At 49.7% G+C, this 26,171-nt stretch carries 19 protein-coding genes; 14 read left to right on the top strand and 5 right to left on the bottom strand.

The window, feature by feature from the left end:
- Positions 1-52: 52 nt before the first annotated feature.
- Positions 53-3,046, bottom strand: a complete 2,994-nt coding sequence (locus AC1XTG_RS02665) for a T9SS type A sorting domain-containing protein (protein ID WP_484840909.1) — start codon at positions 3,044-3,046, stop codon at positions 53-55.
- 201 nt (positions 3,047-3,247) lie between these two features.
- On the opposite strand from AC1XTG_RS02665, the gene AC1XTG_RS02660 reads away from it, so the two are divergent.
- The 3 genes from AC1XTG_RS02660 (at position 3,248) to AC1XTG_RS02650 (ending at position 4,672) form a co-directional block, all read left to right on the top strand.
- Positions 3,248-3,679, top strand: a complete 432-nt coding sequence (locus tag AC1XTG_RS02660) for a response regulator (RefSeq protein ID WP_484840908.1) — start codon at positions 3,248-3,250, stop codon at positions 3,677-3,679.
- A 104-nt stretch (positions 3,680-3,783) separates the two neighbouring features.
- A complete protein-coding gene (locus tag AC1XTG_RS02655) occupies positions 3,784-4,476 on the top strand; it encodes a GAF domain-containing protein (protein WP_484840907.1) in 693 nt (230 codons plus the stop codon).
- Positions 4,477-4,534: 58 nt separating this feature from the next.
- Entirely contained in the window at positions 4,535-4,672 is a 138-nt protein-coding gene (locus tag AC1XTG_RS02650) for a DUF2256 domain-containing protein (RefSeq protein ID WP_439559395.1), read from the top strand.
- A 35-nt stretch (positions 4,673-4,707) separates the two neighbouring features.
- On the opposite strand, the gene AC1XTG_RS02645 is transcribed toward AC1XTG_RS02650, so the two are convergent.
- Positions 4,708-5,109: a DUF2147 domain-containing protein gene (locus AC1XTG_RS02645; RefSeq protein ID WP_484840906.1), complete on the bottom strand. Its 402-nt coding sequence runs from the start codon at positions 5,107-5,109 to the stop codon at positions 4,708-4,710.
- 277 nt (positions 5,110-5,386) lie between these two features.
- Between AC1XTG_RS02645 and AC1XTG_RS02640 the strand changes: the two genes are divergently transcribed.
- The 7 genes from AC1XTG_RS02640 (at position 5,387) to AC1XTG_RS02610 (ending at position 16,489) form a co-directional block, all read left to right on the top strand.
- Positions 5,387-5,992, top strand: a complete 606-nt coding sequence (locus AC1XTG_RS02640; RefSeq protein ID WP_484840905.1) for an RNA polymerase sigma factor — start codon at positions 5,387-5,389, stop codon at positions 5,990-5,992.
- A gap of 60 nt (positions 5,993-6,052) precedes the next feature.
- Complete coding sequence (locus AC1XTG_RS02635; protein ID WP_484840904.1) at positions 6,053-7,105, top strand: FecR family protein; 1,053 nt, start codon at positions 6,053-6,055, stop codon at positions 7,103-7,105.
- An 85-nt stretch (positions 7,106-7,190) separates the two neighbouring features.
- On the top strand, positions 7,191-10,595 hold the full coding sequence (locus AC1XTG_RS02630; protein ID WP_484840903.1) for a SusC/RagA family TonB-linked outer membrane protein: 3,405 nt from the start codon (positions 7,191-7,193) through the stop codon (positions 10,593-10,595).
- Positions 10,596-10,615: 20 nt separating this feature from the next.
- Positions 10,616-12,115: a RagB/SusD family nutrient uptake outer membrane protein gene (locus tag AC1XTG_RS02625; RefSeq protein ID WP_484840902.1), complete on the top strand. Its 1,500-nt coding sequence runs from the start codon at positions 10,616-10,618 to the stop codon at positions 12,113-12,115.
- Positions 12,116-12,144: 29 nt separating this feature from the next.
- On the top strand, positions 12,145-14,229 hold the full coding sequence (locus tag AC1XTG_RS02620; protein ID WP_484840901.1) for a sulfatase-like hydrolase/transferase: 2,085 nt from the start codon (positions 12,145-12,147) through the stop codon (positions 14,227-14,229).
- Positions 14,230-14,407: 178 nt separating this feature from the next.
- On the top strand, positions 14,408-15,049 hold the full coding sequence (locus tag AC1XTG_RS02615) for a flavin reductase family protein (RefSeq protein ID WP_484840900.1): 642 nt from the start codon (positions 14,408-14,410) through the stop codon (positions 15,047-15,049).
- 21 nt (positions 15,050-15,070) lie between these two features.
- Positions 15,071-16,489, top strand: a complete 1,419-nt coding sequence (locus tag AC1XTG_RS02610) for an SDR family oxidoreductase (protein ID WP_484840899.1) — start codon at positions 15,071-15,073, stop codon at positions 16,487-16,489.
- A 27-nt stretch (positions 16,490-16,516) separates the two neighbouring features.
- On the opposite strand, the gene AC1XTG_RS02605 is transcribed toward AC1XTG_RS02610, so the two are convergent.
- Positions 16,517-16,897 carry a YidH family protein gene (locus tag AC1XTG_RS02605; RefSeq protein ID WP_056287310.1) on the bottom strand — a complete coding sequence of 127 codons (381 nt, stop codon included), beginning with the start codon at positions 16,895-16,897 and terminating at the stop codon, positions 16,517-16,519.
- 199 nt (positions 16,898-17,096) lie between these two features.
- Between AC1XTG_RS02605 and AC1XTG_RS02600 the strand changes: the two genes are divergently transcribed.
- From AC1XTG_RS02600 to AC1XTG_RS02590, 3 genes are all read left to right on the top strand, one after another.
- Positions 17,097-17,855, top strand: coding sequence for an SDR family NAD(P)-dependent oxidoreductase (locus tag AC1XTG_RS02600; protein ID WP_484840898.1), 759 nt, complete (start codon positions 17,097-17,099; stop codon positions 17,853-17,855).
- Between the two features lie 79 nt (positions 17,856-17,934).
- Complete coding sequence (locus tag AC1XTG_RS02595; protein WP_056287314.1) at positions 17,935-18,855, top strand: helix-turn-helix domain-containing protein; 921 nt, start codon at positions 17,935-17,937, stop codon at positions 18,853-18,855.
- 232 nt (positions 18,856-19,087) lie between these two features.
- Positions 19,088-21,514: an ATP-binding protein gene (locus tag AC1XTG_RS02590; RefSeq protein WP_484840897.1), complete on the top strand. Its 2,427-nt coding sequence runs from the start codon at positions 19,088-19,090 to the stop codon at positions 21,512-21,514.
- A gap of 65 nt (positions 21,515-21,579) precedes the next feature.
- On the opposite strand, the gene AC1XTG_RS02585 is transcribed toward AC1XTG_RS02590, so the two are convergent.
- Positions 21,580-22,485 (bottom strand): helix-turn-helix domain-containing protein, encoded by a 906-nt coding sequence (locus AC1XTG_RS02585; RefSeq protein WP_484840896.1) that lies wholly within the window; start codon positions 22,483-22,485, stop codon positions 21,580-21,582.
- Positions 22,486-22,713: 228 nt separating this feature from the next.
- Here AC1XTG_RS02585 and AC1XTG_RS02580 point away from each other — a divergent pair, with 228 nt between their 5' ends.
- Positions 22,714-23,697: an aldo/keto reductase gene (locus AC1XTG_RS02580; RefSeq protein WP_484840895.1), complete on the top strand. Its 984-nt coding sequence runs from the start codon at positions 22,714-22,716 to the stop codon at positions 23,695-23,697.
- Between the two features lie 18 nt (positions 23,698-23,715).
- Here AC1XTG_RS02580 and AC1XTG_RS02575 read toward each other — a convergent pair whose 3' ends face one another.
- Positions 23,716-26,139, bottom strand: a complete 2,424-nt coding sequence (locus tag AC1XTG_RS02575; RefSeq protein WP_484840894.1) for an ABC transporter permease — start codon at positions 26,137-26,139, stop codon at positions 23,716-23,718.
- Positions 26,140-26,171: the final 32 nt, after the last annotated feature.

Here is a 26,171-nt window from a genome sequence, read left to right as displayed (position 1 = left end):
ACAAGGTCGTTCAAGCGAACGACCTTGTTTATTTAGATGTGGCCAAGTCGCCTTATCGCGCGAGTTTGATGAATTTCTTCACCTCTTTTTTACCCTGCAAATCCAGCATCTGGATCGTGTAAATTCCGGCAGGCAGTGTCGCAATTTCCAGCGTAGAAGTTTCCTCCAAGAAAGTCATGTTCTTTGAAAGCACCATTTTGCCTGCAGCATTGTAAACCTGCACCTTGCCCGCAGTAACCGTTTTCTCCACCTCAACGGTCAGCTGGTCTGCTACCGGGTTTGGGTAAACCAGGAATTCATTCAATCCGCCCATATTCACGTTGTGAATGCTGCTGAATGCGTATGTTTCGTCCAGGTCGATAATCTTCAAACGGTAGAAATTTTCGCCTCTGGAAGGTTTAAGGTGCATGAATTCGTATTTTTTCAATTCAAAGCTTTCCTTGCTCGCCTGCACCTGACCGATCGTTACCCACGACCGACCTTCATTCCGGCTGTGCTGAATTTCAAAGTGGCCGCTGTTCACTTCACTGCTGGTCGACCAGCGGAGCTGCACCGACGCCTCCTGTTTTGCGGCTGAGAAATCAACCAATGTAACGGGCAGACTTGCGCAGGCAACTTTCACCTCTTCTTCTGAGTTGCAGCCTGCATCATTACCCGAAAAGATCGCCGAACCCGGCGCATTGTTTTCCAGATATGCACATATCCCGGCTACCGCGCAGGTACTCAGCGCGGTATTGTCTGTCACTCTCAGGGTATTGCCAATGGAAGTCAGCGCGCTTAAACCGCTGAGACTGGAAAGTGCCACATTGGATTCCAGGGTGAAATAACCACCAATCTGGGTCAAACCGCTCAGTCCGGTGAGTGAGGTAAGTGCCTTGTTTCCTCCGATGGTAAGGTCGTTGATTACCGTACCTAGGTTTTCAAGGCCGGCGAGGTTAGTTAATGCGTCGTTCAGCACAATTTCCAGATCACTGACACTTTGGAATTTTCCTATGCCCGACAGGCTGGTCAAAGCGAGATTCCCTACAATTGACAAAGTCCCGTAAGGCCCGATCGCTTCCAGGTTGCTCAGGCCCTGAACGCTCGTCAATGCACTGTCACCGAAAATGACCAGCCCGCCGTCGATTCTGGTCAATGCGGAAAGATCATCAATATTGGTCAGCCCGCTATTGTTGGCTAGCAGTATGCTCACATCGCCTAACCCGCCAATCTCGGTAAGTCCATTCAAACCTTTCAGACTGGTCATCGCCGGATTATTCAGAATTGCAAGTTGTCCTCCGATGGTTTGCAAAGCTTCCAGACCTTGAAGGTCAACCAGGGAGCTGTCTGATACGATGAATAATACGCCGGCCGTAGTGAGCTTCGACAGGCTGGTAATATCCGTTAAAGCCCTGTTATCTGCGAGTGCAAATCCCAAAGGTATTTCGGTGACGTTATCGAGCCCTTGCAGACTGGTCAGCTTTTCATTGCCAAGGATCAGCAGGTTATCAACCGTCGTAACTGCTTCCAATCCTTGCAGGGTAGACAGGTTAGGGTTGTTTTCAATGTCGATGTAGCTCATTGTTGCAGATACCGTCAGGCCTGACAGATCCACCAACGATTCATTTTCCAGGATATTCAGGTTGGTCAAATCTGTGATGGTACCCAACCCCGTCAAATTGACAAGCAGCTTGTTATAACTGATTCTTACGGCCGGGGCAGACGTGAGCGTCAAACCATTAAGCGAGGTCAGTGCATCGTTTCCGTCAATGTCAAGCTCACCGGCGGAAGTAATCTGGCCAAGTCCGTTCAGGCTTGTCAATGACAGGTTATCCTCAATGTTGAGTGTACCAACAACTTGGGTAACGCCTGACAGGGCAGACAAATCGGCCAATAAATTATTGTCCTCGATATTAAGGTCCCCATTATACACCGTGATACCTTCGATACCGGTAAGTGATGTGAGCACCGGGTTATCGTCAATATCAATAGAATTCACCGAGGCAAGATTGGACAGTTCCTGAATGCTTGCCAGCAGATCGTTGTTCGAAAGTTCAAGTTCATCGCCTACGGTGATGAGGTTTTCCAATCCCTGCAGATTTGTAATCAGCGGGAGGTTGTTAATGTAAACGTTGCCTGCGCTGGTCAGTGAAGAAAGGCTGCCTAGCGTGGTCAGTGCCGGGAGATCATCCAGATCCAAATCCGCACCAACACCTGTTAATGCATCCAAACCGGCGAGCGAAGTCAGGGACGGATTAGCATAGATGTTCAATTCGCCTGACACATAAGTGATGCCCGAAAGCCCCTGAATGCTGGCCAGCAAGTCATTTTCGCTCACTTGAAGTGTTCCGCCAATGGAGGTGAGATTTTCCAGACCGGCCAAACTCGTGAGCGAGGAATCCTGCTCGATAAAGAGATCGCCGGCAATGCTCGTGAGCCCGGTCAGCCCCCCGATCGATGTCATTAATTTGTTATTGAGGATCACTAGATGCCCGCCGACGCTCGTGAGGTTAATCAGGCCAGCCAGGTCGGTCAGTGCTGGGTTATTCTGGATATGGATCTTTTCATTTGTGCTGGTGAGCGCCATTGTTCCCAGCGTAGTCAGTGCAGGGTTATTATCAATGGTCGTAATGCCGCCGATCGTCTGCACATTCCCCAGCCCGGCCAGGGTGGTCAGCGCGGCATTGTTCTGCACCAGGTACTCACCCGGAATCGCCGTGATGCCAGTGAGGGCACCTACCTCGCTTAATTTTGAATTTTCATAAATCTGAACGTCCGTTCCGACACTCACAATGTTCTCCAATCCGGCCAGCGTAGTCAGCTCCTGGTTGTAGCTGATCACGAGCGATGTTCCAATGGAGGTGAGCCCGCTCAATGGGGTAAGGTCTGTAATTGGTGATCCAAATCCCCCTCCGATGACGACATAGTTCGGTATTGTGGTGCATCCGGGATAGTTGGTGGGGAAGTCGTTGACCGAAGCCTGGTCTTGTAACATTACTTCGTTGGGGCATTGTGCATAAGAAGCGAAGGGAAGCAACAACGCAATAAAGCAGTAGAGTTGTTTCATAAAAAACGGTTGAGTATAATTTGATTTTAGAAAAGTACAAAACAAACTTCATATATATCAGAACTATTTAGGCAATGCACGCACCGCCTGCATGCCGGAGCTGGCAATGTGCCGGAGGCCTCGCAGGAAAGTAGAAGAACCGCACATGCAGCCTTGTTTCCTGGCGCGATTTTTTAATTTGTAAGTTAAAATTGATAGAACATGCAAAACGGACCTATTCTGTACGTAGGAGGTGATGACGATGACCGGTACCTTGTTGCAGACGCACTGAAAGACATTGGCTGCACAAGCGAAGTGATCAACTTCGACAACGGGCAGGCACTGATCGATTATCTGCGTGCTGTAACAGAAAGACCATTTATTATTTTATGTGACCTGCATTTGCCTCAAATGTCGGGCCTTGAACTGAAAGAGATCATCAACTCCGACGAGACGCTTAAAAGGCGTTCGATACCATTTATTTTCCTTTCGGATGCAGTGCATCCCCGCGATGTGGAGGATGCGTATATGTCCCTGGTTCAGGGATTTTACCTCAAAGCAAAAACTTACGAAGGCCTTAAAGAACAGCTCGCCGCGATCTGCGATTACTGGGAAAAAGCAACCTTACCAGGCGAACGCACCAGTTACAGCTGAGAAATACATTGTATTTTGAAGTAATACAGACACTTGGCTGTTGTTTTCCGCACTTGTTCACAAAAAGATTCAGATCTTGCATAGAATCCAGAAAATGATTTAAAATGGCAGAGCAGGAAAGGTTAGATGCATTGAAAGGCTATGATATCCTGGATACGCTGCACGAGAAGGAATACGACGATATTACAGAACTGGCGTCGGAGATTTGCCAGACCCCCATTTCCCTCATCAGTCTGGTGGACGATTCGCGGCAATGGTTCAAATCCAATTTTGGTTTGTCGGTGCGGGAGACGCCGCGGGAGTACGCTTTTTGTACCCACACAATCCAGAACCCCTCACAGGTTTTCATCGTGCCCGATTCCCGAGATGATATCCGGTTTTCAGCGAATCCGTTGGTAACAGGGTACCCGAATGTGATCTTTTACGCCGGAGCGCCGCTCATTGACAGCCGGGGCTTTGCGCTCGGTTCATTGTGCGTGATCGACAATCAGCCGCGGGAGCTAACCGAAAAGCAGATATCGGCTTTGCAAGTACTGGCGCGGCACGTGGTCAATCTCATTGAACTCAAAAAGGCAGACCGTGCGATGAAGGCCATGCACAAGGCGTTGACGGAAAGAAACAATGACATTGAGCGGGTGCATTTATTGATGCGCGACCGATTTTGCCAGGACCTGGAAGTAGCCGTAGTAACGTTGCAGAATGAGAATTCCAGCACCCCTGTTGTCGGCAACACCCACAAACTCAACGAAATCTCGTTAACACTGAAAGAAATGCGTACGCTGCTTGAAAAGCTGTAACCGCCATTCTTGGAGTTAACGGATCCTAAAAAAGAAAGTACCTCTAATTGCCGGAAATATGGCCATGACCAAAAAACAGGACCTGCCGCAAAAGATCTGTGTGGTTTGTGGAAGGCCGTTTACCTGGCGTAAAAAGTGGGAAAAGGTTTGGGACGAGGTCAAGTATTGCAGCGAAAAATGCCGCCGCTCCAAATGACCCGGCAGACAAGTTTCTTTTAAAGCAGAACTTCGCTAATTTGCCCGCGTCCAATGCATTGACTTCCCGAAAGTAGGCATACCCACCCAGCCGCGCACTTCCAGCCGACCGTCGCTCCCGACTTTCAGCCTGCCGCTATACCATTTGTCATTGCGCGGATCATAGATCTTGCCGCCTTCAAGCGTATGTTGATCAGTGACCGTAAAGTCTTTAAAGATCACCGCGCCTACTTCCCCGTTCTTGATTGCCTTGGAAGGGTCTTTGATCCACGTGATTGTACCGCAAAATTTGTTGCCGCAAGGCGCTATCGTGACTTTGGAAGTTGTCCGTCCGGGATACCAGCTGCCTTCGGTAATGTGCTTTGCCCTTGGGTTCATGGACATGAAAACGGAACTACTCAGTATAATAAGAGAATACAAAAATCTGGTACGCATCATGGAAGTTCAGTGTCAGTTTGGTAATGAATTAACCAGCTATGTAGTTAACAAAAATTCTATACCTGATTAACGTTCTTTTCGGCCAAATGGAGACGGCGCAGGTAAGGTAAGTTTTGCTTTGTACAGAAATTCGCCGGTATATTACAGAAAACGAGCTGCCGGGAGCGCTGATATGATGTAAATACAGCGGCAGGCTTCAAGTAGATCAGCTACGTTTTCAGCTATTTGTAGTAATTACTTTTCATTGGATCATTGTCTGTTTGTAGTCACGGTATAAATGAGCACGAATTCCCGTCAATCCGAAGAGTCGCTTTGGAGATCGTTTATAGCCGGTGATAATGAGGCTTTTGAGTCGCTCGTCAACCAGATCTATCCTTCCCTTTTTCACTACGGATCCAAGTTCAGCAGGGACAAAGAGCAGGTCCGCGACTGCATTCAGGATGTATTCTTAACAATCTGGGAAAGCAGAAGCAAGCTCAACGACAGCATTCCGCCCGTTCCATATCTGTTCGCCGCTTTACGAAGGAGGATCCACCGGCAAACCGACCCGCACACAGATACCCTCGATGCGCAATGGGAAGACCATTACTTCCAGGCCGCATTCACTGTCGAGGAAGATATGATCCGGTCGGAAGCTGCCACAGAATTGGGGCTCCGCTTTGCAGCCTTGCTCAACAACCTCCCTTCCCGCCAGAAAGAGATCATTCTCCTGAAATACTTTGAAAATTTGTCCCGTGAGGAGATTGCCGAGATCATGCAGATCAGCCCGCAGTCGGTTTCCAACACCTTACAGAAATCTTTAAAGTGGCTGAGAACCAACTGGTCGTCAGTCGTTTTTGTAATGCTGGCTGGTTTTTGTAAATATTTTTATAAAAATTTCTAATAAGCGAGGGTATCTGCCAGCAGGGTTTGTCTATAGTACGCCAAAAGCAAAAAAGCGTGCATGGAAGAATACTACCAAAAGACGATTGAGGAACTGGTACTGAACGAATCTTTCCGCAATCTCATACTTCATCCGACCGGGCGCCAGCAAACCCAGTTTGAACAGTGGCTTGAAGCGCATCCTGCCGAAAGCCAGAAACTGATGGCTGCTGCGGATCTGGTCAGGGCTGTCCGCATTGAAAACAATGCACTTTCACCAGTCGACCATGCGGAGGCGGTTGAGCGTATTTTCGACCTGACAAGCCGGAAGAAGGAGACCGCCAAACTCCGTCCGCTCTACTATTGGGCATTCGGCGCAGCTGCTACATTGGCCGTTATCATCGGTTTTTATATGATACCTTCTCAAAAGCAGGCGGGCTTTGCCAGCGCGCAGCAGTCGCAGCAGGGTGCTGACCGGGAATGGATTGTCAATAATACGCCCCGCTCGAAACTGATCCAGCTGGCTGACGGAAGTACCGTCTTTCTCAAACCCGGTGGCGCTGTCCGTTACCCTGCACATTTCGGGCCTGATCGCCGCGATGTGGAGCTGCGGGGAGAGGCATTCTTCGAAGTTGCGCCCGATAAGTCAAAACCATTTTACGTAAGTGCAGGCGGAACCATCACCAAAGTGCTTGGTACCAGTTTCAGCGTGCGGGCACTGAATGCGGAAAGCGAAACGGTTGTAGCGGTAGTTTCCGGAAAGGTGAATGTATCACGGGCAGATCAGGATACGCCCGGCCAATCGGTTCAGGTGACGCCGGGGCAACAGGTAACCGTCGGCAAAAAGAACCGCAACGTGCTAAAAGCAACACAAGCCTCGGATGACGAGATCAGCGCATTCCTGAGGTCTGCCGCGGACGGTAAAAACATACAGGTTGTCCATTACCTTGAAATCGCCCGCAAGGCCTACGATATCGATATTTCCTTTGATCCAAAGCAATTGAAAACCTGCAAAATCCGCGCGAACTTTCAAGGAATGCACCTGATGGAACAGATCGACGCGATCTGCAAAGCGATCAACGCAAACTACACCCTGGGTAACGGAGGAATCCAGATCAAATCCCCCGGCTGCTAACCCCAACTCATAAACTCTGAACTTTAAACTCATAAACTCAAAACTCATAAACTCAAAATTCCTAAACTCTTAACCACATCTAAGTATGAAAAAATGCTACTCCAATTTTGTTTGGCTAATGAAAATCAGCGCCATTCCATTTCTAATCACATTGACGTGCACAGTCAGCGCCATCGCGCTGGACGTCGACGCGCAGGACCTGCTGCGGAAAAGGATCAGTATCGAAATGAAAAACCGTTCTATCCAGTCTGTGCTGGATGCCATTGAACGGGGTTCCAATGTCAGGTTTGTATTCAGCCCGTCGATGATCGGGGCGCAGCGGATGATGTCGGTCGCAGCGCAAAACCAGACCGTACTCGATGTACTCGACAAGAATTTCAGGCCGCTCGGGATTACTTACCAGGCTACCGAAAAGGTCATTGTGCTCAGTCTTGACAAGTCGCTGGTCCAGCCGGACCACATTGTCCCAAAAACGCAGGCGCCGCCCGTTAAGAAAATTTCGGGAACGGTACTGGACGAAAAAGGTGCAGGCTTGCCCGGCGTGAGCATTCTGGTGAAAGGTACCGCTACCGGTACGACCACGAATGTGGACGGGAGCTTTGCATTCGATGATGTGGACGATGCGGCTGTGCTCATCTTCTCGTTCGTCGGCTACATAGCGCAGGAAGTGGCAGTTGCCGGCCAGTCGGTGCTGAACATATCGCTGAAACCCGATCTCAAAGAACTGGACGAGCTGGTAGTGGTAGGTTATGGCACACAGAAGAAAGTGAACCTCACCGGCGCGATCACGTCCATTGACTCCAAGGCAATAGAGAACCGCCCGATCACCAATTCGTCGCAGGCATTGCAGGGATTGCCCGGCGTTTATGTGAATATGAACCAGGGCCGCCCCGGCGCAGACGGCGCGAACATTACCATTCGTGGTGCGAGCTCCTACAACCTGGAAACCGGCACCGGTCCGCTCGTGCTTGTGGACGGGATCGAGTTTTCGCTGCGGGATGTCAATCCGAATGATATTGAAAAGATAACTGTGTTAAAAGATGCTGCTTCTGCTGCTATTTACGGTAGCCGCGCACAAAACGGCGTTGTGCTGATCACGACGAAAACGGGTATGAAGAACACCAAAGTGCGGGTAGATTATTCGGGTTACCTGGGTGTGCAGCAGGCGACAAGGCTTCCAGATAATGTGGTTACCAATACTTTGGAATACATGGAAGGCAAGAACCGCGCCCTCGCCAATGAAGGCCGCGCCGCCGAATATTCCCCCGAGCTGATGCAGGAATACCGGAATGGGACCGATCCTTATATTTACCCCAATACCGACTGGTTTAAGCTGATGTTCAGGAATGCGGCTATCCAGGAACACAATGTGCGGCTGTCAGGCGGCAGCGAAAAATCCACCTATTCGGTTTCACTCGGTTACCTCAATCAAAAGGGGATATTGCCGGGAAGCGGGGCGCAGAAGTATTCTTTCAGTACCAATATCAACTCGGAGGTGACGCCCTGGCTGACCATTGGAAGCAATGTGATCGCCAACTGGTGGGACAATTACGAAGGTGCATACACAGTAAACGATGCCAATGGTGAAGGCGGGATTATGGGGCTGATCTACCGCGGGCTTCCCATGCAGACCAACCTTACCGCCAGCGGTGCCTATGCCGACCAGTGGATCCGCGTGCCGGGCCACAATTTCTTTCGGAACCCGTATGCATTATCGCTGGAAGGCAGGCATACCAACAAGAGCCTGAGAGGAATAGCAAACCTGTACGCACAGGTGAACCTCCCTTTTGACATTAAATACAAAATCACGGTTGCGCCCAACATTTACTTTGAAAACGAGAAGTACAACTATCCAGTAATCCCGCTGACTAATACCAAAACGGGCGACATCGCAAATATGGGTAACATCCCGCCGCGGGGAGTGCGGCAGGGAAGCGGGCTGAATTTCTCGTTCACCAACTTTCACACACTCAACTGGGAAAAAACTTTAAAGGAAAAGCACTACTTGAATGTGCTGGGCGGGTTCAGTCTCGAACATTTCTCGATCAGCAGGTTTACAGCCGAAAACCAGGGGTATCTCGGCAATGAGATCACCGAGCTCAATGGCGGCAGTTTGAACCCGCTCGTGACGGGTACTTCAACCAAGTCGCGCATTATGTCCACTTTTGGGCGGGTTAATTATGTTTTTAATGACAAATACCTGTTTGAGACCAATTTCCGGTTTGACGGCTCTTCCCGTTTTGATCAGTCGCGGCGCTGGGGATTCTTCCCTTCGTTCTCGGCAGGTTGGCGTATCAACGAAGAGAATTTCCTGAAAGATGTGCGCGCGATCACCAACCTGAAACTGCGCGCTTCGTGGGGCCAGCTGGGTAATCAGAACATTCCATTGTTCAGCTATATCAATGCAGTGGAGCTGAACCAGTCCGGCTATAATACCAACTATTCATTCAATAACGTGATTTCCAGCGGAGCGGCTGTGAGAACACTGGCTGACCCGACTGTCGGCTGGGAGTCGACCACCGCGAGTAATATCGGGATCGATGGGGGGCTTTTCAACAACAAGCTGACATTCGAATTCGACCTTTTTCGTAAATACACCGACGGCATTCTCGCCCGTGTAAACCTGCCTGCGCAGGTAGGAAACCTGCAAGGCCCGCTGAGTAACATAGGCTCCGTGTCCAACAAAGGCTACGAGCTGACCCTGGGCTACCGCGACAGGATCGGCGGCGTGAATTACAATTTGGCAGGTAACATTACGCATTTGGTCAATAACGTGGAAAATACCGACGGCGCCATTTTGTACAACACCAACCGGATCATCCAGGAAGGCTCGCCGATCAACTCGTTTTTTGGCCTGGAATCAACAGGTCTTTTCCAATCCAAGGAAGAAATTGACGCAGCGCCTTTTCAGAATAATGTGACCAATCCGGGGGATATCCGGTATAAAGACCAGAATGGCGACGGGAAAATTGACAGCGGCGACCGGGTTGTGATCGGGCAGTCTAATCCGGGCTACACTTACACATTCACCGCCGGGGCCGATTACAAAGGGTTTGACTTTGCGATGTTCTGGCAGGGTACCTTCAAGATTGACACCTATGTAACTGCCAATCTTGCGCAGCCCTACAAAAATGGCGCAGGCGTAACCCGCGACTGGCTTACCGACTCGTGGACACCGGAAAATCCGAATGCGTCGCTGCCACGGCTGACTACCGCAAACGGGTATCCCCAGAATTTCCAGGTATCTGATTTCTGGCTGCAAAGCATTGCCTATCTACGTTTGAAAAACGTTCAGCTGGGCTATTCGGTACCATTGGAGCTGGTGAAAAAACTGGGTCTTGGGAGGGTAAGGCTGTACGTAAACGGGCAGAACCTGATCACCGTTTCCAAATTCCGCCTGGGCGATCCCGAGCGCGATCCTTCTGCTGCCGGCGTGGTTGCTTACCCGATCGCCAAAGTGGTTTCCTTCGGACTTAATGTTTCATTCTGACCCTTTCAAAGCATTTATATATGAAATTATCTAAACTCGTTCTCGCCACATTATTGCTTTCCGGCTGCTCCGATTACCTCGACGTAAATCCGACAGACCGTTTTACAGAAACTACATTCTGGAAAACGGAGGAGCACGCAAATGCAGGAATAACAGCTGCTTACAGTTCACTGATGTTGGTTTATGGAAATAATATCCCTGCCACATTCGACGCGATCACGCCTAATTTTTACAGCTACGACAACCAGGCAGGAGCTGGTAACATTGCACGCGGCATTCACGATGCGGCAAATACCGGAATCATTAATTCGCGCTGGGGCAATGCTTACCAGGGTATCGGTCGGGCGAACTCGGTCATCAACCGGGTACCCGGCATTGCAATGGACGAAACGCGCAAAAAGCTCATTGTCGCCGAGGCGCAATTCCTGCGTGCATTTTATTATTTCAGTTTATGGTCCGTGTACGGTGGGGTACCATTGATCACCGATCCGCCGGTGAAAGAGCAGGGCGAGCTGCCCCGCAACTCAGCCGAAGAAATCGAAACCCAGATGCTGGCCGACCTTGACGCCGCAGCTGCTGTGTTACCTGCAACCGTTTCTGCCTCCAATAAAGGCCGCGTGAGCAGGGCGACTGCGCTTGCATTGAAGGCGCGTATTTTGTTGTACGGGGGCAAATGGGTTGCCGCCGCGCAAGCTTCCAAGGCAGTGATCGACCTGAAATCCAATGCGTTGTTCCCCGATTATCGCGGGCTGTTTATGCTGGAAAATGAAGGAAACTCAGAGGTGATACTCGACGTGCAGTACAAGCAGCCCGAGTTTGTGCATAGCAATGATATTCAGTTTGACCAGTTCAATTCCTTTGCCCCGACCCAGAACCTGATCGACGAGTACCAGCTTACCGACGGAAAGTCTATTAAAGACTCGCCGCTTTACGATCCTGCAAAGCCATTTGAAAACCGCGATTCCCGATTGAAGAATACGGTTATCTATATCGGAAGCCAGTTTAAAGGAAAACCGGTGGTCGCGACGACTTATCCGCAAACGGGTTATGGTCTGAAAAAAGGAACAACTTACAAGGATAATGAAGCTTCGCCCGCAGGAAAGGTCGATAATATCTCTGACCTGAATGTGATCCTGATCCGGTACGCGGAGGTGTTGCTTACGTACGCGGAGGCGCAGAACGAGGCAGCTGGTCCCGAGGCGTCCGTTTACGAGGCGGTGAACCTGGTTCGGAAACGTGTGGGTATGCCTGAGTTACCGGCGGGACTGACACAGGCGGCAATGCGCGAGCGCCTTCGGCACGAAAGAAGGATCGAGTTTGTAGGAGAGGGGCTTTATTATTTTGACGTAAAAAGATGGAAAACGGCCGATACGGAGCTGAATGTCGATGTAACTAATTACCTCGGAAAAGTAGTGGATAACCGTTCTTTCAATCCGCAGCGCGACTATCTTTGGCCTGTTCCAACCACCGCATTGCAGACTAACCCGAACCTCGACCAAAACCCGAACTACAACCGGTAAAAAAATCAAGTATAATGGATGGATTTAAAATGAGATCAGTAGTAAGTAAATGTTTGCTGGTGCTTGCTGTGCTGGCGGTTCTTCCTGCTGATGCACAAAAGAAGAAGGCCGCAAAGCCAAACATCATTTTCATTCTCGTCGACGATATGGGCTGGGGTGATGTGGGGGCTTTCTGGCAAAATCAGCGGAATAAAAAGAATGACCGCAGCGAACCCTGGCAGTTTACACCCAGCCTGGACGCGATGGCGAAAGGGGGGGCGATGCTCACCAACCATTATTGCGCCGCGCCGGTTTGCGCGCCTTCCCGGGCGTCGATCATGCTTGGGGTAAGTCAGGGTCACGCGAATGTGCGCGACAACCAGTTTGACAAGGAACTGCAGAATACATTTACGATCGGAAACGTATTGCAAAAGGCCGGGTACAAAACGGGGCTGGTGGGCAAATGGGGACTGCAGGGTTTAAAAGCTACCGAGCCTGAGTGGCCCGCTCACCCGCTTAGCCGTGGTTTTGACTATTCCTATGCTTATATCAAGCACGTGGACGGTCACGAGCATTATCCGAAAGAGGGGATTTACAGAGGCAAAAAGAAGGTTTGGGAAAATAAAACCGAAGTGTCCGACGGGCTGGATAAATGCTTTACAACAGACCTGTGGACTGCGGCTGCCAAGAACTGGATCGTAAAAGAAACGAATGCCGGCAATAAGGACCAGCCCTTTTTCCTGTACCTCGCCTACGACGTGCCCCACGCAGTGCTGGAACTTCCTACTCAGCAATATCCAGCAGGCGGCGGATTGAAGGGGGGACTTCAATGGCTGGGAACGCCGGGTAAAATGATCAATACAGCCAGCGGCACGCCGGATTCGTACATTCATCCCGATTACGCCAATGCGACTTACGACGATGATAAAAATCCCTCAACCCCGGAAAAACCCTGGCCCGATACTTACAAAAGGTATGCAACACTTTGCCGCCGCATTGACGATGGTATCGGTGATATTTTCAGGTTGCTCAAAGACCTGAAAATCGACGAGAATACCATGGTCGTATTTACTTCGGACAATGGACCTTCGATCGAATCGTATCTTCCAAAAGAGCACGTGGATTACAGTCCGGAGTTTTTCAACAGTTTTGGTCCTTTCGACGGGATCAAGCGGGATGTTTGGGAGGGCGGCGTGCGTGTTCCTACCATCGTGAGCTGGCCCGGGCAAATCCCGGCCAACCAGGTGATCGATACCCCAAGTGCCTCCCACGACTGGCTCTCCACCTTCGCCGACGCAGCCCACATACCCGCTCCCGCGCGCGTGGATGGTGTGACCTTATTGCCGCATCTGACAGGAAAAGGCAGGAAAACCGAGAGTCTGGTTTACATTGAATATGACCAGAATGGCAAAACGCCCGACTTCGAAGAGTTCTCTGCCAACCACAGATCGCGGCAGAGAAACCAGATGCAAAAGATCCGGAAAGGGGATTATACAGGCGTAAGGTACGGGATCAAATCGGCAGAGGATGATTTCGAGATTTACAACGTTGCAAAGGACCCGCAGGAAACCAGGAACCTGGCATCAGATCCGGCATTCAAACAAATGCAGCAGGATTTCAAAGCACAGGTACTGCAAGTCCGGCGACCTGATGAAGAAGCACCCCGTCCGTACGACAATGCGCTGATCCCGCCCGTGTCGCAGAAAGGAGCGAAGCAGGGTTTGAAGTTCAGGGTTTATGAAGGTGATTTTCCGTGGATCGCGGATTTAAAAGACACAAAACCTGCCCGCGAGGGTACCCTTTCTTCTTTGGACTTCTCAGACTTGAAGACGAAGAAAGGTTTGATTGTGATCGAAGGTTTGATACATATTGAAAAAGATGGTACCTACGAAATGGCGATGTCGGGCAGCAGCGGTTTCTTGCTAAAACTGCACCAGGCGAATGTACTGGATGGAAGTTTTGACGTGCAGAAAGACCAGCGGATTACAGGTTCAGTCCATTTGAAAGCGGGTGAGCATCCTATCAGGATCTTCTACCAGTTAAAAGAGGGTATTACGCCAAAGCTTTCGCTGGAATGTAACTTTGCCGGAGATAAAGGCAGCTCCATGCCGGTTGAGACACTTTTCCGTTACTAAACGAGCTGTTTGTAACGATAACTCCAATCGCCGTTAAGAAAATATGCTGCGCAGTCATAGATCATGATTGCGCAGCATTCTTTTTTGTAGCTGTTTCAGTAGGTGTGGTTTGATTATTGTGTTCTGAATGATGTAACACATCTTTGAAGAAGGCATTTCTAAAAACAACCACATTTACATGGAACATCTTAACCGCGAGCAGATTGACGGAATGGAGAAATTTTACCGTATCAATCTGATCAATAGCCTGGTAGGGTTTAAATCACTGAACCTGCTGGGCACGGCGGGTGAAGATAAAGTGACTAATCTTTGCGTAGTAAGTTCCGCTTTTCACCTGGGCGCAAATCCACCGCTGGTCGGTTTGGTCATGCGGCCCCAGCGGGAGCACAATGATACTTTGAAAAATATCAGGGCAACTGGCGAATATACATTGAACAATGTGCTGCCCGACTGGTACAAAAAAGCGCATCAGACAAGCGCCAGCTACCCTTCCGGGATTTCGGAATTTGATGCCTGCGGGTTTGATCCTTTTTATTCCGAAGGCTTTTCGGCTCCGTTTGTAAAACAATCCACCGTGCGCATTGGTCTGAAATTACGGCAGATGATGGACGTTGAGCTGAATGGTACCACCATTGTAATCGGTGAAATTGTGCGGATCGTTGCGGAAGATGCGATGATAGGGGAGGACGGGACGATCGATCACGAGAAAGCAAGTACCATGACAGTGGCCGGACTGGACGCCTACTTCATCCCTCAGCCGATCGGCAGGCTCGCTTACGCCAAGCCGGGAACCGAGCCCAGGGAAATCCCCATGCATTAATTCTCTTTTACTCCGACTGACATGAAAATTTTACTGACAGGTGCGACAGGGTATATAGGACAGCGTTTGCTGCCTGTACTGCTGGAACAAGGGCACGAGATTGTGTGTGCAGTCCGGGATGCATCCAGGTTTGACAAGGGCCGGTTCGAGAACGGGGAGTCGCTGCATGTGATCGAAGTGGATCTGCTGCGGGAAGCGACATTGGATGCCATTCCCCGGGATATCGATGCGGCATATTATCTGGTGCATTCCATGTCCACTGCAGGTGCATTTTCAAGCAGCGAAGAGCAGTCAGCCAGAAATTTCATCAAAGCGCTGGATAAGACAAGTGCCCGGCAATGTATATTCCTGGGCGGGATCATCAATGACAGTAAATTGTCCGTGCACCTTTCATCAAGGAAAAATGTGGAAGAGATCCTGGGCGCGGGGCGCGTGCCGCTCACCAGCTTGCGTGCAGGTATAATCGTTGGTTCCGGCAGCGCCTCTTTCGAAATTATCCGGGACCTGGTAGAAAAGCTTCCCGTCATGATCGCTCCAAAGTGGCTTCACACGCGCTGTCAGCCCATTTCCATAAGAAATGTGATTGAGCTGTTGTCGGGGGTGTTAATGAAAGAATTTACCTTCAACCGGCATTTTGACATTTACGGTCCTGATATCCTTACTTACAAAGAAATGCTGCTCGGCTTTGCGAACGCGCGTGGCTTGCGACGGTCGATCTATACTGTGCCGGTGATGACGCCGAAATTGTCTTCGTACTGGTTGTATCTCGTTACATCCACTTCCTATGTGCTGGCGAAAAACCTGGTGGCGAGTATGAGCGTGGATGTGGTGGCGCGGGAGAATGAACTGTGCGAGAAACTTGGGGTCACGCCGGTGAGCTACCAGCAGGCGATACGCATTGCATTTGACAAAATAGAACAGAACCTGGTACTATCCAGCTGGAAGGATGCCTGGGGAGGTACCTACTCCAAAAAGATGGTCGACAAGCAGCTGAGTCCGCCTAAATACGGCGTTTTTCAGGATAAGAAAACGCGCACCGCCACCGATGTGTCCCGCTCTACAGATCGCATCTTTGCTATCGGCGGCAAGTCGGGCTGGTATTACGCCGATTGGCTGTGGCGTTTCCGCGGCTTTCTGGATAAGCTGTTCGGCGGCGTTGGACTGAGTCGCGGGAGAAAAAACAGGAACCAGGTAGTGATCGGGGATACGCTTGACTTCTGGCGGGTAATTTACGCGAACCGGGAAGAACGGCGCCTGTTATTGTATGCAGAAATGAAGCTGCCGGGAGAAGCCTGGCTGGAATTTTGCATTGAAGGCGATCAGATCAGGCAAACGGCCACATTCAGGCCGCTGGGACTGGGAGGCAGGCTATACTGGTACGCCGTACTGCCATTTCACTATTTTATTTTTAATGGAATGATCGACAGGATTGCAGAATAAGGCAGCTGTTTCGCAGACCTGGGCTACCTATACACTTTGCATCAGATACCAGATCAACAGTATGCTTATCACGAAAATAACCGCAGTAAGCAGTTTTACCAGGAGCGTGGAGTGGTAATACTGCCCCGCTTCCAGCTGGCGTTTGGTGTCGATGTACCTGATGTAGGAGAATAGCGTTGTAAGTGCACCCATTCCCACCAGCAAAATCCCTATCAAGGGCGAGTATCCCGTGGAAGGTACTTCCGCTTTGTGGCCCAGTACGGCTGTGATCTGCCGCACGAAAAGTGAAAATTTCACGACCACAAAACCAAACCCCATAATCCCGATGCTTGTCCGGATCCAGGCAAGGAAGGTGCGCTCATTGGCGAGATGGTCGTTTGGGTTATGCTTTTTAGCTTGCTGCTCCATTGTTAAAGATTTTTCACAAATTGCTAATATAGCCGCTCTGTCAATCGATTGCTATCAACAGGTTGCTCCTGCGACTTTTCACGGCTTACATAATTGCTTTAACAACCCTCATTCTGGCTACAAATCGCCCTGATTTGGCTACAAACGCAGTGCTGCATCACCCGAAATTTGCTTTCTCAAATTTAAAGCAGATACAAAAATGCAAGCACAGGAAAGTAAAGTAGCACTGGTTACCGGTGCCAATCAGGGAGTAGGATTTCAGGTTGCCAAAGCCCTCGCAGAGAACGGCTATATCGTTTATGTTGGCTCACGTAACTTGCAAAACGGCCTCGCCGCTGCAGAACAGATCGGCGGCAATGCACGGGCAATCCAAATAGATGTGACAGACAGGAAATCTGTTGAAAATGCGGCTGCGACGGTGCAGCAAGACTTTGGCCGGCTGAACCTGCTGGTCAACAATGCAGCCATTTCAAATGCCGGAACGCCCGGAAGAACGTTGGCAGAAATCATGGCCAGCAACCGCCCAAGCATTTCGTCGGTAGATGAAATGCGTACCGTCTGGGAAACCAATGTGTTTGGAGTAGTCGTGGTCACGCAGATATTCCTGCCACTGCTTCGCGAAGCCACAGCGCCGCGCATTGTGAATGTATCGAGCATACTGGGTTCGCTTACCCTGGCGAGAGACCCGGGAAATCCTTACGCGTCGAACTTTGAAATGACTTATGGCGCATCCAAAACAGCTCTCAATGCAGTTACAGTTGCTTTTGCAAATGAACTGGAAAAAAGCGGAATCAAGGTAAGTGCAGTAAGCCCGGGCTTTACGGCCACTGCCCTCAACAACTTCGAAGGAACGGATTCAGTGGAAGTAGGTTCCCTCGAACCGATCCGGGTAGCTCTGGAAGAAGACGGCCCCACCGCACTCTTTACAGGACCAAACCAGGAAGTTTATCCCTGGTAAACTTAATTGCTAGTAAGAAATGCGCATCTGCGGCGATCAATTCGCCGCAGATTTTGTTTTTCAATTTTAAACGCCAACAATGAAAAAGTCAGATCTCCTCCGGTTTCGCTCCATTTCTTCTATACATCAGGCACTTGGGTTGCCAAAGCCGCAGCATCCGTTGATCAGCCTCACACATTTCAATGAGAACAATCAATTCCCTATGGGAAGGGCGCCTGTTTATGACGTACTGGATTTTTACAAAATCAAATTCAATGCACAAAATAGCGGCAGGCTCAAATACGGGCAGCATTACTACGATTTTGAAGAGGGGAGTATGATGTTTATGGCACCGCAGCAGCTGGTAGGTGCCGCCGACGATCAGGCTGGTGGCGAATCTTATGTGCTGCTCATTCATCCCGATTTTCTGCTGGGTTATCCTTTGGCGCAGAAGATCAGGCAGTACAGCTATTTTTCTTATTCGGTCAATGAGGCTTTGCATTTGTCCGATCAGGAAAAAGAGATCGTGCTTTCGATATACCATATCATTGAACGTGAGCTGAATAGTCGCGTCGATGAATTCAGTCAGGAGATCGTCGTGGCCCAGCTTGAACTACTGCTGAGCTACGCCAGCCGGTTTTACAAAAGACAATTCGTGACACGCAGAGCCACCTGCAATACCATTCTGGAAAGAACAGAATGCGTGATCAATGACTATCTCAACAACCAGAAGGCGCTCGATAATGGACTGCCTACTGTGCAGTACCTGTCGGAACAACTGAATGTTTCTTCTGGCTATCTGAGCGATATACTTCGTTCGCTGATCGGGCAGAATGCACAGCAATACATTCATGAAAAGCTCGTAGAGAAAGCCAAGGAAAGACTCTCGACAACAGATCTGACCGTGAGCGCGATCGGGTATGAGCTCGGCTTTGAGCACTCGCAGAGTTTTAACAAGTTTTTCAAGAACAAAACGCGGCAATCTCCCCTGGAATTCAGGCAATCTTTTATGAATGTTTAAAATCGGTAGGAAGAAAATCTTACAACTATTAAGGTGATTTTAGAATCATTGCGGTTGTCATTCTACTTCGAAGAACACTATATACGTATTGCTACGGTAGGAAACCGGTGATACCGGCTTTTCGACTGCCGGACTACGCATTGGCATGGAATTAATAAATTTCTGATAGTTATGGTTTGAAGCCTTGTGGAAGGCGGGCCAAAAACACAAACATTTTTATCAGAAGCTGCAGTTGATTTCACTTAACATTCCCGGCCTGGCGCAGGCAAGACACGATCACCATTCGTTTGTAGAAGCCCTGCGCTTGAAGATCAACGGGCAAGCCGAAAAGCCTGTCAATGCAGCCGCGCTGACCCAATATGCGCACGGACTTGGTCCATGGTTGTATGCACACGCGATGGTAGCCTATGCTGAAATTGACCAGCTTCGGGAGATTGAAGAACTGCATGCAGGTATCCACAAACTCGCAGCGCAGATAAACCTGCTTATTTCTGAGCAAAAGAATAACGAAGCAAAAGCTGTCTTTGAACAGGTCGTTGCGCTGGATAAAGAGCTCACCCGCAAACTGGACGAAATACTTCAGCTCCCTGCACTGCATCAGGAAATTTTGAATGTCACCCCCGAAACGTTGAAAATCGACAGACAGGCATTGTTTGAAGCAATTATTGAGAATGCGCCTGTTGCCATGATGGTGATGTCAGGCCCCGATCATATTATTTCAATTGCCAATGAGCGTATGATTGAAATGCTCGGGAAAGATGCTTCCATACTCGGCAAACCTGCAAGCGTGGCGGTTCCGGAGATTGCTGTACAGCCTTATCTGGATATCCTTACTTCGGTATTAAAGACCAAAGAAAGCTACAAGGCCAAGGGAATGCCTGGTTACCTGACGAAAGATGGCGTAACCACAAATCACTACTTCGATTTTACCTATAAACCTCTATTGGATGCTAATGGTGATGCTTACGGCATTATGGCCATTTCTGTGGACGTGACCGAAACCGTAGAGGCAGAGCTGGCTGCAAAAAGAAGTGCAGCCGCGCTAAGAGAATCAGAAGTGAACAGCCAGATTAAAACTTCGGTGCTGGAATACTGCGAGCTGATCATCGGTATCAGCCATTTGGAACCTATGCCGGAGCCGCTGTATAACAATCAGTATACCCTTGACAGACTGGGCTGGAAGCATAATAAAGGCAGGACGCTCATTGATGCGGTCTATCCCGAAGACCGTGATTTTGTGCTGAAAGTTCTTCCTGAGATTTATGCCCGAAAAGGCGGTAGCTATGAAATCCGGTTATGGAATGAGGTTACCAAAGAGCCGTTTTGGGTACAATGGAATGTGATGGTCATCGATGATCCTTCCACGGGTTTGCCAGCTATCCTGGCGACTGTAAGCCCTGACATTACCGAACGCAAACAGCAGCAGATACTAATGCAGCAGCAGCAACAATCGTTGCTGGATGCCATTGAAGTGGCGCAACTCGGTACCTGGAGCATGGATATTGCGACGCAAAAAGCAACTTTCTCCCAGCGCCACCTGAGTATGTTTGGCGTGACCGCACGGGATATGGACCTCGAAACCGCTATCAACCACGTCGTCGAAAGTGAAAGGGCACAATTGGTCAATGCATTTTTCGATGCGCTAAAACCGGGCAGCGACGGGAAGTTTGAAGCCGAATACACGATTATTCACGGCAAAACGGGCAAAGCGCACATTATTCATACGAAGGGACAGACGAACTATGATCCTTCCGGAAAAGCCGTAAGTATCTCAGGCATTGCGCAGGATGTGACGATGCTACGGACACAGCAGCAGTCGCTTGAAGCGCTGGTGGAGCTGCGTACCAAGGAGCTTGACGCCAGTAACAAGAAGCTTGCGGAAGGTAATCAGAGATTGCAGCAGGCTAATTTGCTGCTGCGCCGTTCCAATGAGGATCTGAACCGGTTTGCATACGTAGCTTCACACGATTTGCAGGAGCCGCTCCGGAAAATACAGCAATTCGGAAGCAGGTTAATGGCCGAGTTTGAAACGACATCACCGAAAGGACAGGACTACCTGAGCAGGATGAGTGCAGCCGCAGGTAGAATGTCGTCATTAATCAACGACCTGCTTACCTTCTCGCGCGTTTCTACCAGCGACAGCCCCGCAGGGCGTGCATCCCTGAAACACATTGTTGAGCAGGTAATTACAGACCTGGAAGTGCAGATCAGTCAGGCAGACGCTACGTTCGAGATTGGACCGTTACCCGACGTGCCGGGAAATACAACGCATTTGACGCAGCTTTTTCAAAACCTGGTGAGCAATGCGATCAAATTTCGTAAAGTTGATCCCGATGGGAACTTCATACCTCCAACCGTGAAAATCCATTCGCAGCGGATCGCCCACGAGGAACTGCCGGAAGCGCAACAATCGCTCGCGGCGGACATGCATTATTACCGCATTGATATTTCCGATGACGGTATCGGCTTTGACACGGTTTATCTTGACCGCATCTTTCAGGTTTTTCAGCGACTGCACGGCCGCAGTGAATACACGGGAACGGGTATCGGCCTCGCCATTTGTGAGCGCATTGTGGTCAATATGGGCGGTATGATCACGGCGATCAGCAGCCCCGGGAATGGATCAACTTTTCAGATATACCTTCCGGATAGTCAGTAAGGAAAGCTCTTTGCGCCAATATTGATTTTTACAAACGCTGATGTTCGGCTTCCGGCCGGGTTACTTTAATTAGGGTGCGTCAATGCCCTGAACTGATTGGGCGTCTGACCTACGCGTTGTTTGAAGAGCCTGGTAAAATGCTGCGGATATTTGAAACCCAGTTCAAATGCAACCTCATTGACCGTTTTGTTCCTGTCGAAAATTTTCTCTTTCGCAGTATCGATTACCTTCGCCTGAATGTATTCCTGCGCCGTTTGTCCGGTCTCTTTTTTGATCAGATCACCGAAATACTTGGCAGAAAGGTTTAGCGCTGTTGCGAAATACCCGACGGATGGAAGGCCGTTCAATACCGGTTTATCCGAAAGAAAATAATCTTTTAGCAGCGACTCAAAGCGTTCCAGAATGCCCGAATGCGCGGTTTGTCTCGTGAGAAACTGCCGGTCGTAAAAGCGGGAACAGTAATCCAGAAAAAGCTCGATGTTGGAGACGATCAGTTTTCTGCTGTGCTTGTCAATCGCATGTTCGAGCTCGTACCGGATTTTGCCCAGGCAGTCCAGAACAATCTGCCTTTCCCTTTCCGAGATATGAAGCGACTCGCTGTTCTGATAGCTGAAAAAATTATAATCGTGTATGTGCTGGTTGAGTGAAGTCCCGTGCAGCAGGTCGGGGTGGAAAACGAGCGCGTAGCCTTTGGGCTGATAGAGCTCGCCATTATTCTCAATCTGTACCACCTGACCGGGCCCGAAGAATACCAATGTTCCTTCCTGGTAGTCGTAAAGCTGTTTTCCATACCGGAGGTCACCGCAATGGACCTCTTTCAAAAACACAAAGTACATACCGAGGTACATATTGCTGTTCCCGCGCTTATTGGCCTTGGAGAGATCAATTACGGTAACCAGCGGATGCAGTGTTTCCTGTTGGTTAAATGCATTGTATTGACTCACGGAGTCAAACCGGATCAGCTTTTCCATATCACTTTGTTTTTTAACTGATTCAAATTTAATGGATTCGTAAGATGGCGTTTCAATTGCGCGTGCAAATCAGGAATAATGGTAGACATTTCAGGAATCTGTATACCAGCTGCGCCCGGGAAGTGTATGACATTTGCATTGTTTAAGTAGCATCAACACTGACGCCGGGCATGCAAATGTTAGCATGTTGAGCGGAATAAGTGGCGCGATTTGTAAACAGAAATGATTATGAAAAAGAGAACATTAGGAAATAGCGGTCTGGAAGTTTCAGCACTTGGACTAGGCTGCATGGGGCTGAGTTTTGGTTACGGTCCGGCCACAGAAAAGCAAGACGCAATCAGGCTGATCCGTGCTGCATTTGAACGCGGCGTTACGTTTTTTGACACTGCCGAAGCCTATGGGCCATATACAAATGAAGAGGTGGTAGGGGAAGCCTTGAAGCCGTTCCGTAATAAGGTAGTTATTGCCACCAAGTTCGGGTTCAGAAATGGGAAGCCCACAGAAGGTGTAGACAGCCGCCCTGAAAATATCCGGGCTGTGGCAGAAGCTTCGCTCAAAAGACTCCATGTAGATACAATAGACCTTTTTTACCAGCATCGCGTGGATCCCAACGTTCCCATTGAAGAGGTTGCAGGAACGGTAAAAGAGTTAATTCAGGAAGGAAAGGTAAAGCACTTTGGTTTGTCAGAAGCGGGCGCCGCTACCATCCGCCGGGCACATGCAGTATTGCCGGTTACTGCTTTGCAAAGTGAGTACTCATTGTGGTGGCGGGAGCCGGAGGAAAGCATTCTGCCCACATTGGAAGAGCTGGGCATTGGCTTCGTTCCGTTCAGTCCGTTGGGAAAAGGCTTTCTGACGGGCAAAATCAATGAGGATACTTCCTTTGACAAAAGTGACTTCCGGAATACTGTACCGAGATTTTCAGAAGAGAACCGGAAAGCAAATCAGGGCCTGGTAGATGTGATTACAACAATAGCGACGGAACAACAGGCGACGCCTGCGCAGATTGCGCTGGCCTGGCTCCTGGCCCAAAAGCCCTGGATAGTGCCGATTCCGGGAACAACCAAACTGCACCGACTGGAAGAAAACCTCGGTGGGGCCGAAATCAATCTTTCAGAAGCTGATTCGACGAACATTGCTCAGGCGCTGGCCGGTATTGACGTACAAGGCGGAAGGTATCCCGGAGAAATGCAGAAGCACATTGACAGATAAATCGGGAACCAGCTCGTGTCAATCTCCGCGCAAGCTCCTGACAGGATTCATCAGCGCGGCTCTGATACTTTGAAAACTGACTGTTACCAGGGCAATCGCAATCGCCAGCAGACCGGCTGCTGCAAAGGTCCACAACGGAATGTCCGTCCTGTACGCAAAGTCCTGTAACCACCAGGTCATTGCATACCAGGACAGGGGAGAAGCCAGGAGAATGGCGATACCGACCGGTTTAAGAAAATCCCTGGAAAGCAGCACGACAACACTGCCGACACTGGCGCCAAGTACTTTCCGGATGCCGATTTCTTTCGTCCGGTTTTTAGCCGTAAACATCGCCAGACCTAATAAGCCCAGGCACGCAATACTGATAGCTATCACTGCGAAACAGCTGAAAAGTGTTGCCACCCGCTCGTCGGATTCGTACTGCTGCTGAAAGTGATCATCGAGAAAGAAGAACTCAAATGCATTGCCCGGAAAGGCTTCTTCATAGGTTGCTTCCAGCGTTTTAATGGTCTGCATTGCATTGTTGCTGCCGAGCGCAACCGTCATGAAATTGCTGTTCCAGGGGATATGCTGGAAAATGATGGGGCGGTTGGCTGTTTTCAGCGATTGCTGGTGAAAGTCATCGACTACGCCGACTATCTTTCTGGGTGTCGTGTTTCCAATTTCCTGATCAATCGCCTGTGCTGCACTTGCAAAGCCGAAAGCCTTTAATGCACTTTTATTGATGATCACGGATCCGTCGTCCAGCGACAGATCTTTGTGGAAGTTTCGTCCTGCCAATAACCTGATCTGATAGGCAGGGATAAAGTCCTCGTCGATCGCCAGCATACTGCACAGCTTATACTCGGAAGCAGGCTGATGGAACGTTTGCCACTCGTCTGTCCAGAAAATCTCCTGACCCGGCACTTCGGACGAGGCTGTTACCTGGCGGATACCGGTATGTGCCAGTGCCTGGTCTTTGAAAAAACGGATATCATTGGTAAAGCTATCGGTGCGCAGCACTTTCGGAGCTTTGATAATCAGTTTCTGATTGATGTTCATTCCAAGATCCTGCGCCTGCATGAAAGTGAGCTGCTGGTTAATGACCAGCGTGGCGATGATCAGGAATACCGAGATCGTGAATTGAAATACCACCAAAGCTTTACGGAAGGATTCGCCACCGGCTTTCTTCGGCAGATATCCTTTCAGAATGGCAATCGGTTTGAACGAGGAAAGCACAAAAGCAGGATAGAATGCGGAAAGGAAGAAACCCAGGCAGATTACCGTCAGGGATACCAGCCAGAATTCCGGGCTGAGCAGCATGGAGAAGCCGTTTGTCGACTGTATCCAGTCTGCAAAGAACATCAGTCCGAATGCAAAAAGACCTACTCCGATAAGCACGGACAGCAGGTTAAACCCCAAAGATTCAACCAGGAATTGCTGGACTAGCTGCCGTTTCTCAGAACCCAGCGCTTTGCGGATACCAACTTCCTGCGCGCGTTCAATTCCTTTTGCCGTGGATAAGTTGATGTAATTAAGCCAGCCGATTGCCAGAATAAGGAATGCGACCAGGATCAGCACATAAACGATGACGATCTTTCCATTCGCTTCTACTTCTGAGGCAGTTTGCGAATGCAGGTGAATGGAACGCAGGGGTTGTAAAACGAATGCCTGCCGGATATTGTACCTGTTCAGCCGCTTACCGATATTCTTCTCGATCACACCGGAGAGCCGGGCTTCCAGTGCGGCAGGAGCGGTGCCCGGTTTCAGGAGCAGATAGGTATAGAAATTGGTCCAGTACCAGCCTCCCGTGGCAAACTGCTTATTTTTAAGCAGGTTTTGAATGGAAAATACGAAGTCGAAGTGAATGTGACTGTTTGAAGGGATATCTGCAAAAATGCCTTCCACTACGTAATCCCCTCCCTGCCACTCGGAGCTTAACCGGAGCGTTTTGCCAACCGGATCTTCCTGTCCGAAGTATTTCCGCGCCATTGTTTCCGAGATCACAACAGACTCAGGTCGACGCAGCACCTGGCCCGCGTCGCCTTTCAGCAGCGGAAATGAAAACACGTTGAATAAAGAAGAATCGGCGTAAAAGGCTTTTTTCTCGTGATAGCTGACGAGCTCGCCAGCCGGTTTCCGGTAACTGATCATGCCGTCGGCCCTGTGTAGCCGCACAAAATCTTCCACCTCCGGAAATGCCTCTTTGATCGCGGGCGCTTCGGCGTGGTAGCTGATCACACTGCTGTTCGTCAGAACGTCCTGTTTATAATCATCAAGCCGGATGCGGGAAATGCGATCTGCTCTGGAGTGGAACGCATCATAGCTCAGCTCAGAGAAAACATACTGCGTGATCAGCAGAAAAGCAGCTATGCCGGATGCCAGCCCGAAAATCATGATAAACGAAATCGATTTGTCCTTTAACAGATTTCGCCAGGCAATTTTGATGTAATTGTAGAGCATAGCCAACGGAATGAATGCGGATGTTGGCTAAA

It is taken from the genome of Dyadobacter sp. HNCC25DJ183, from assembly GCF_056895175.1.
This window is presented reverse-complemented; position numbering and strand designations above follow the sequence as displayed.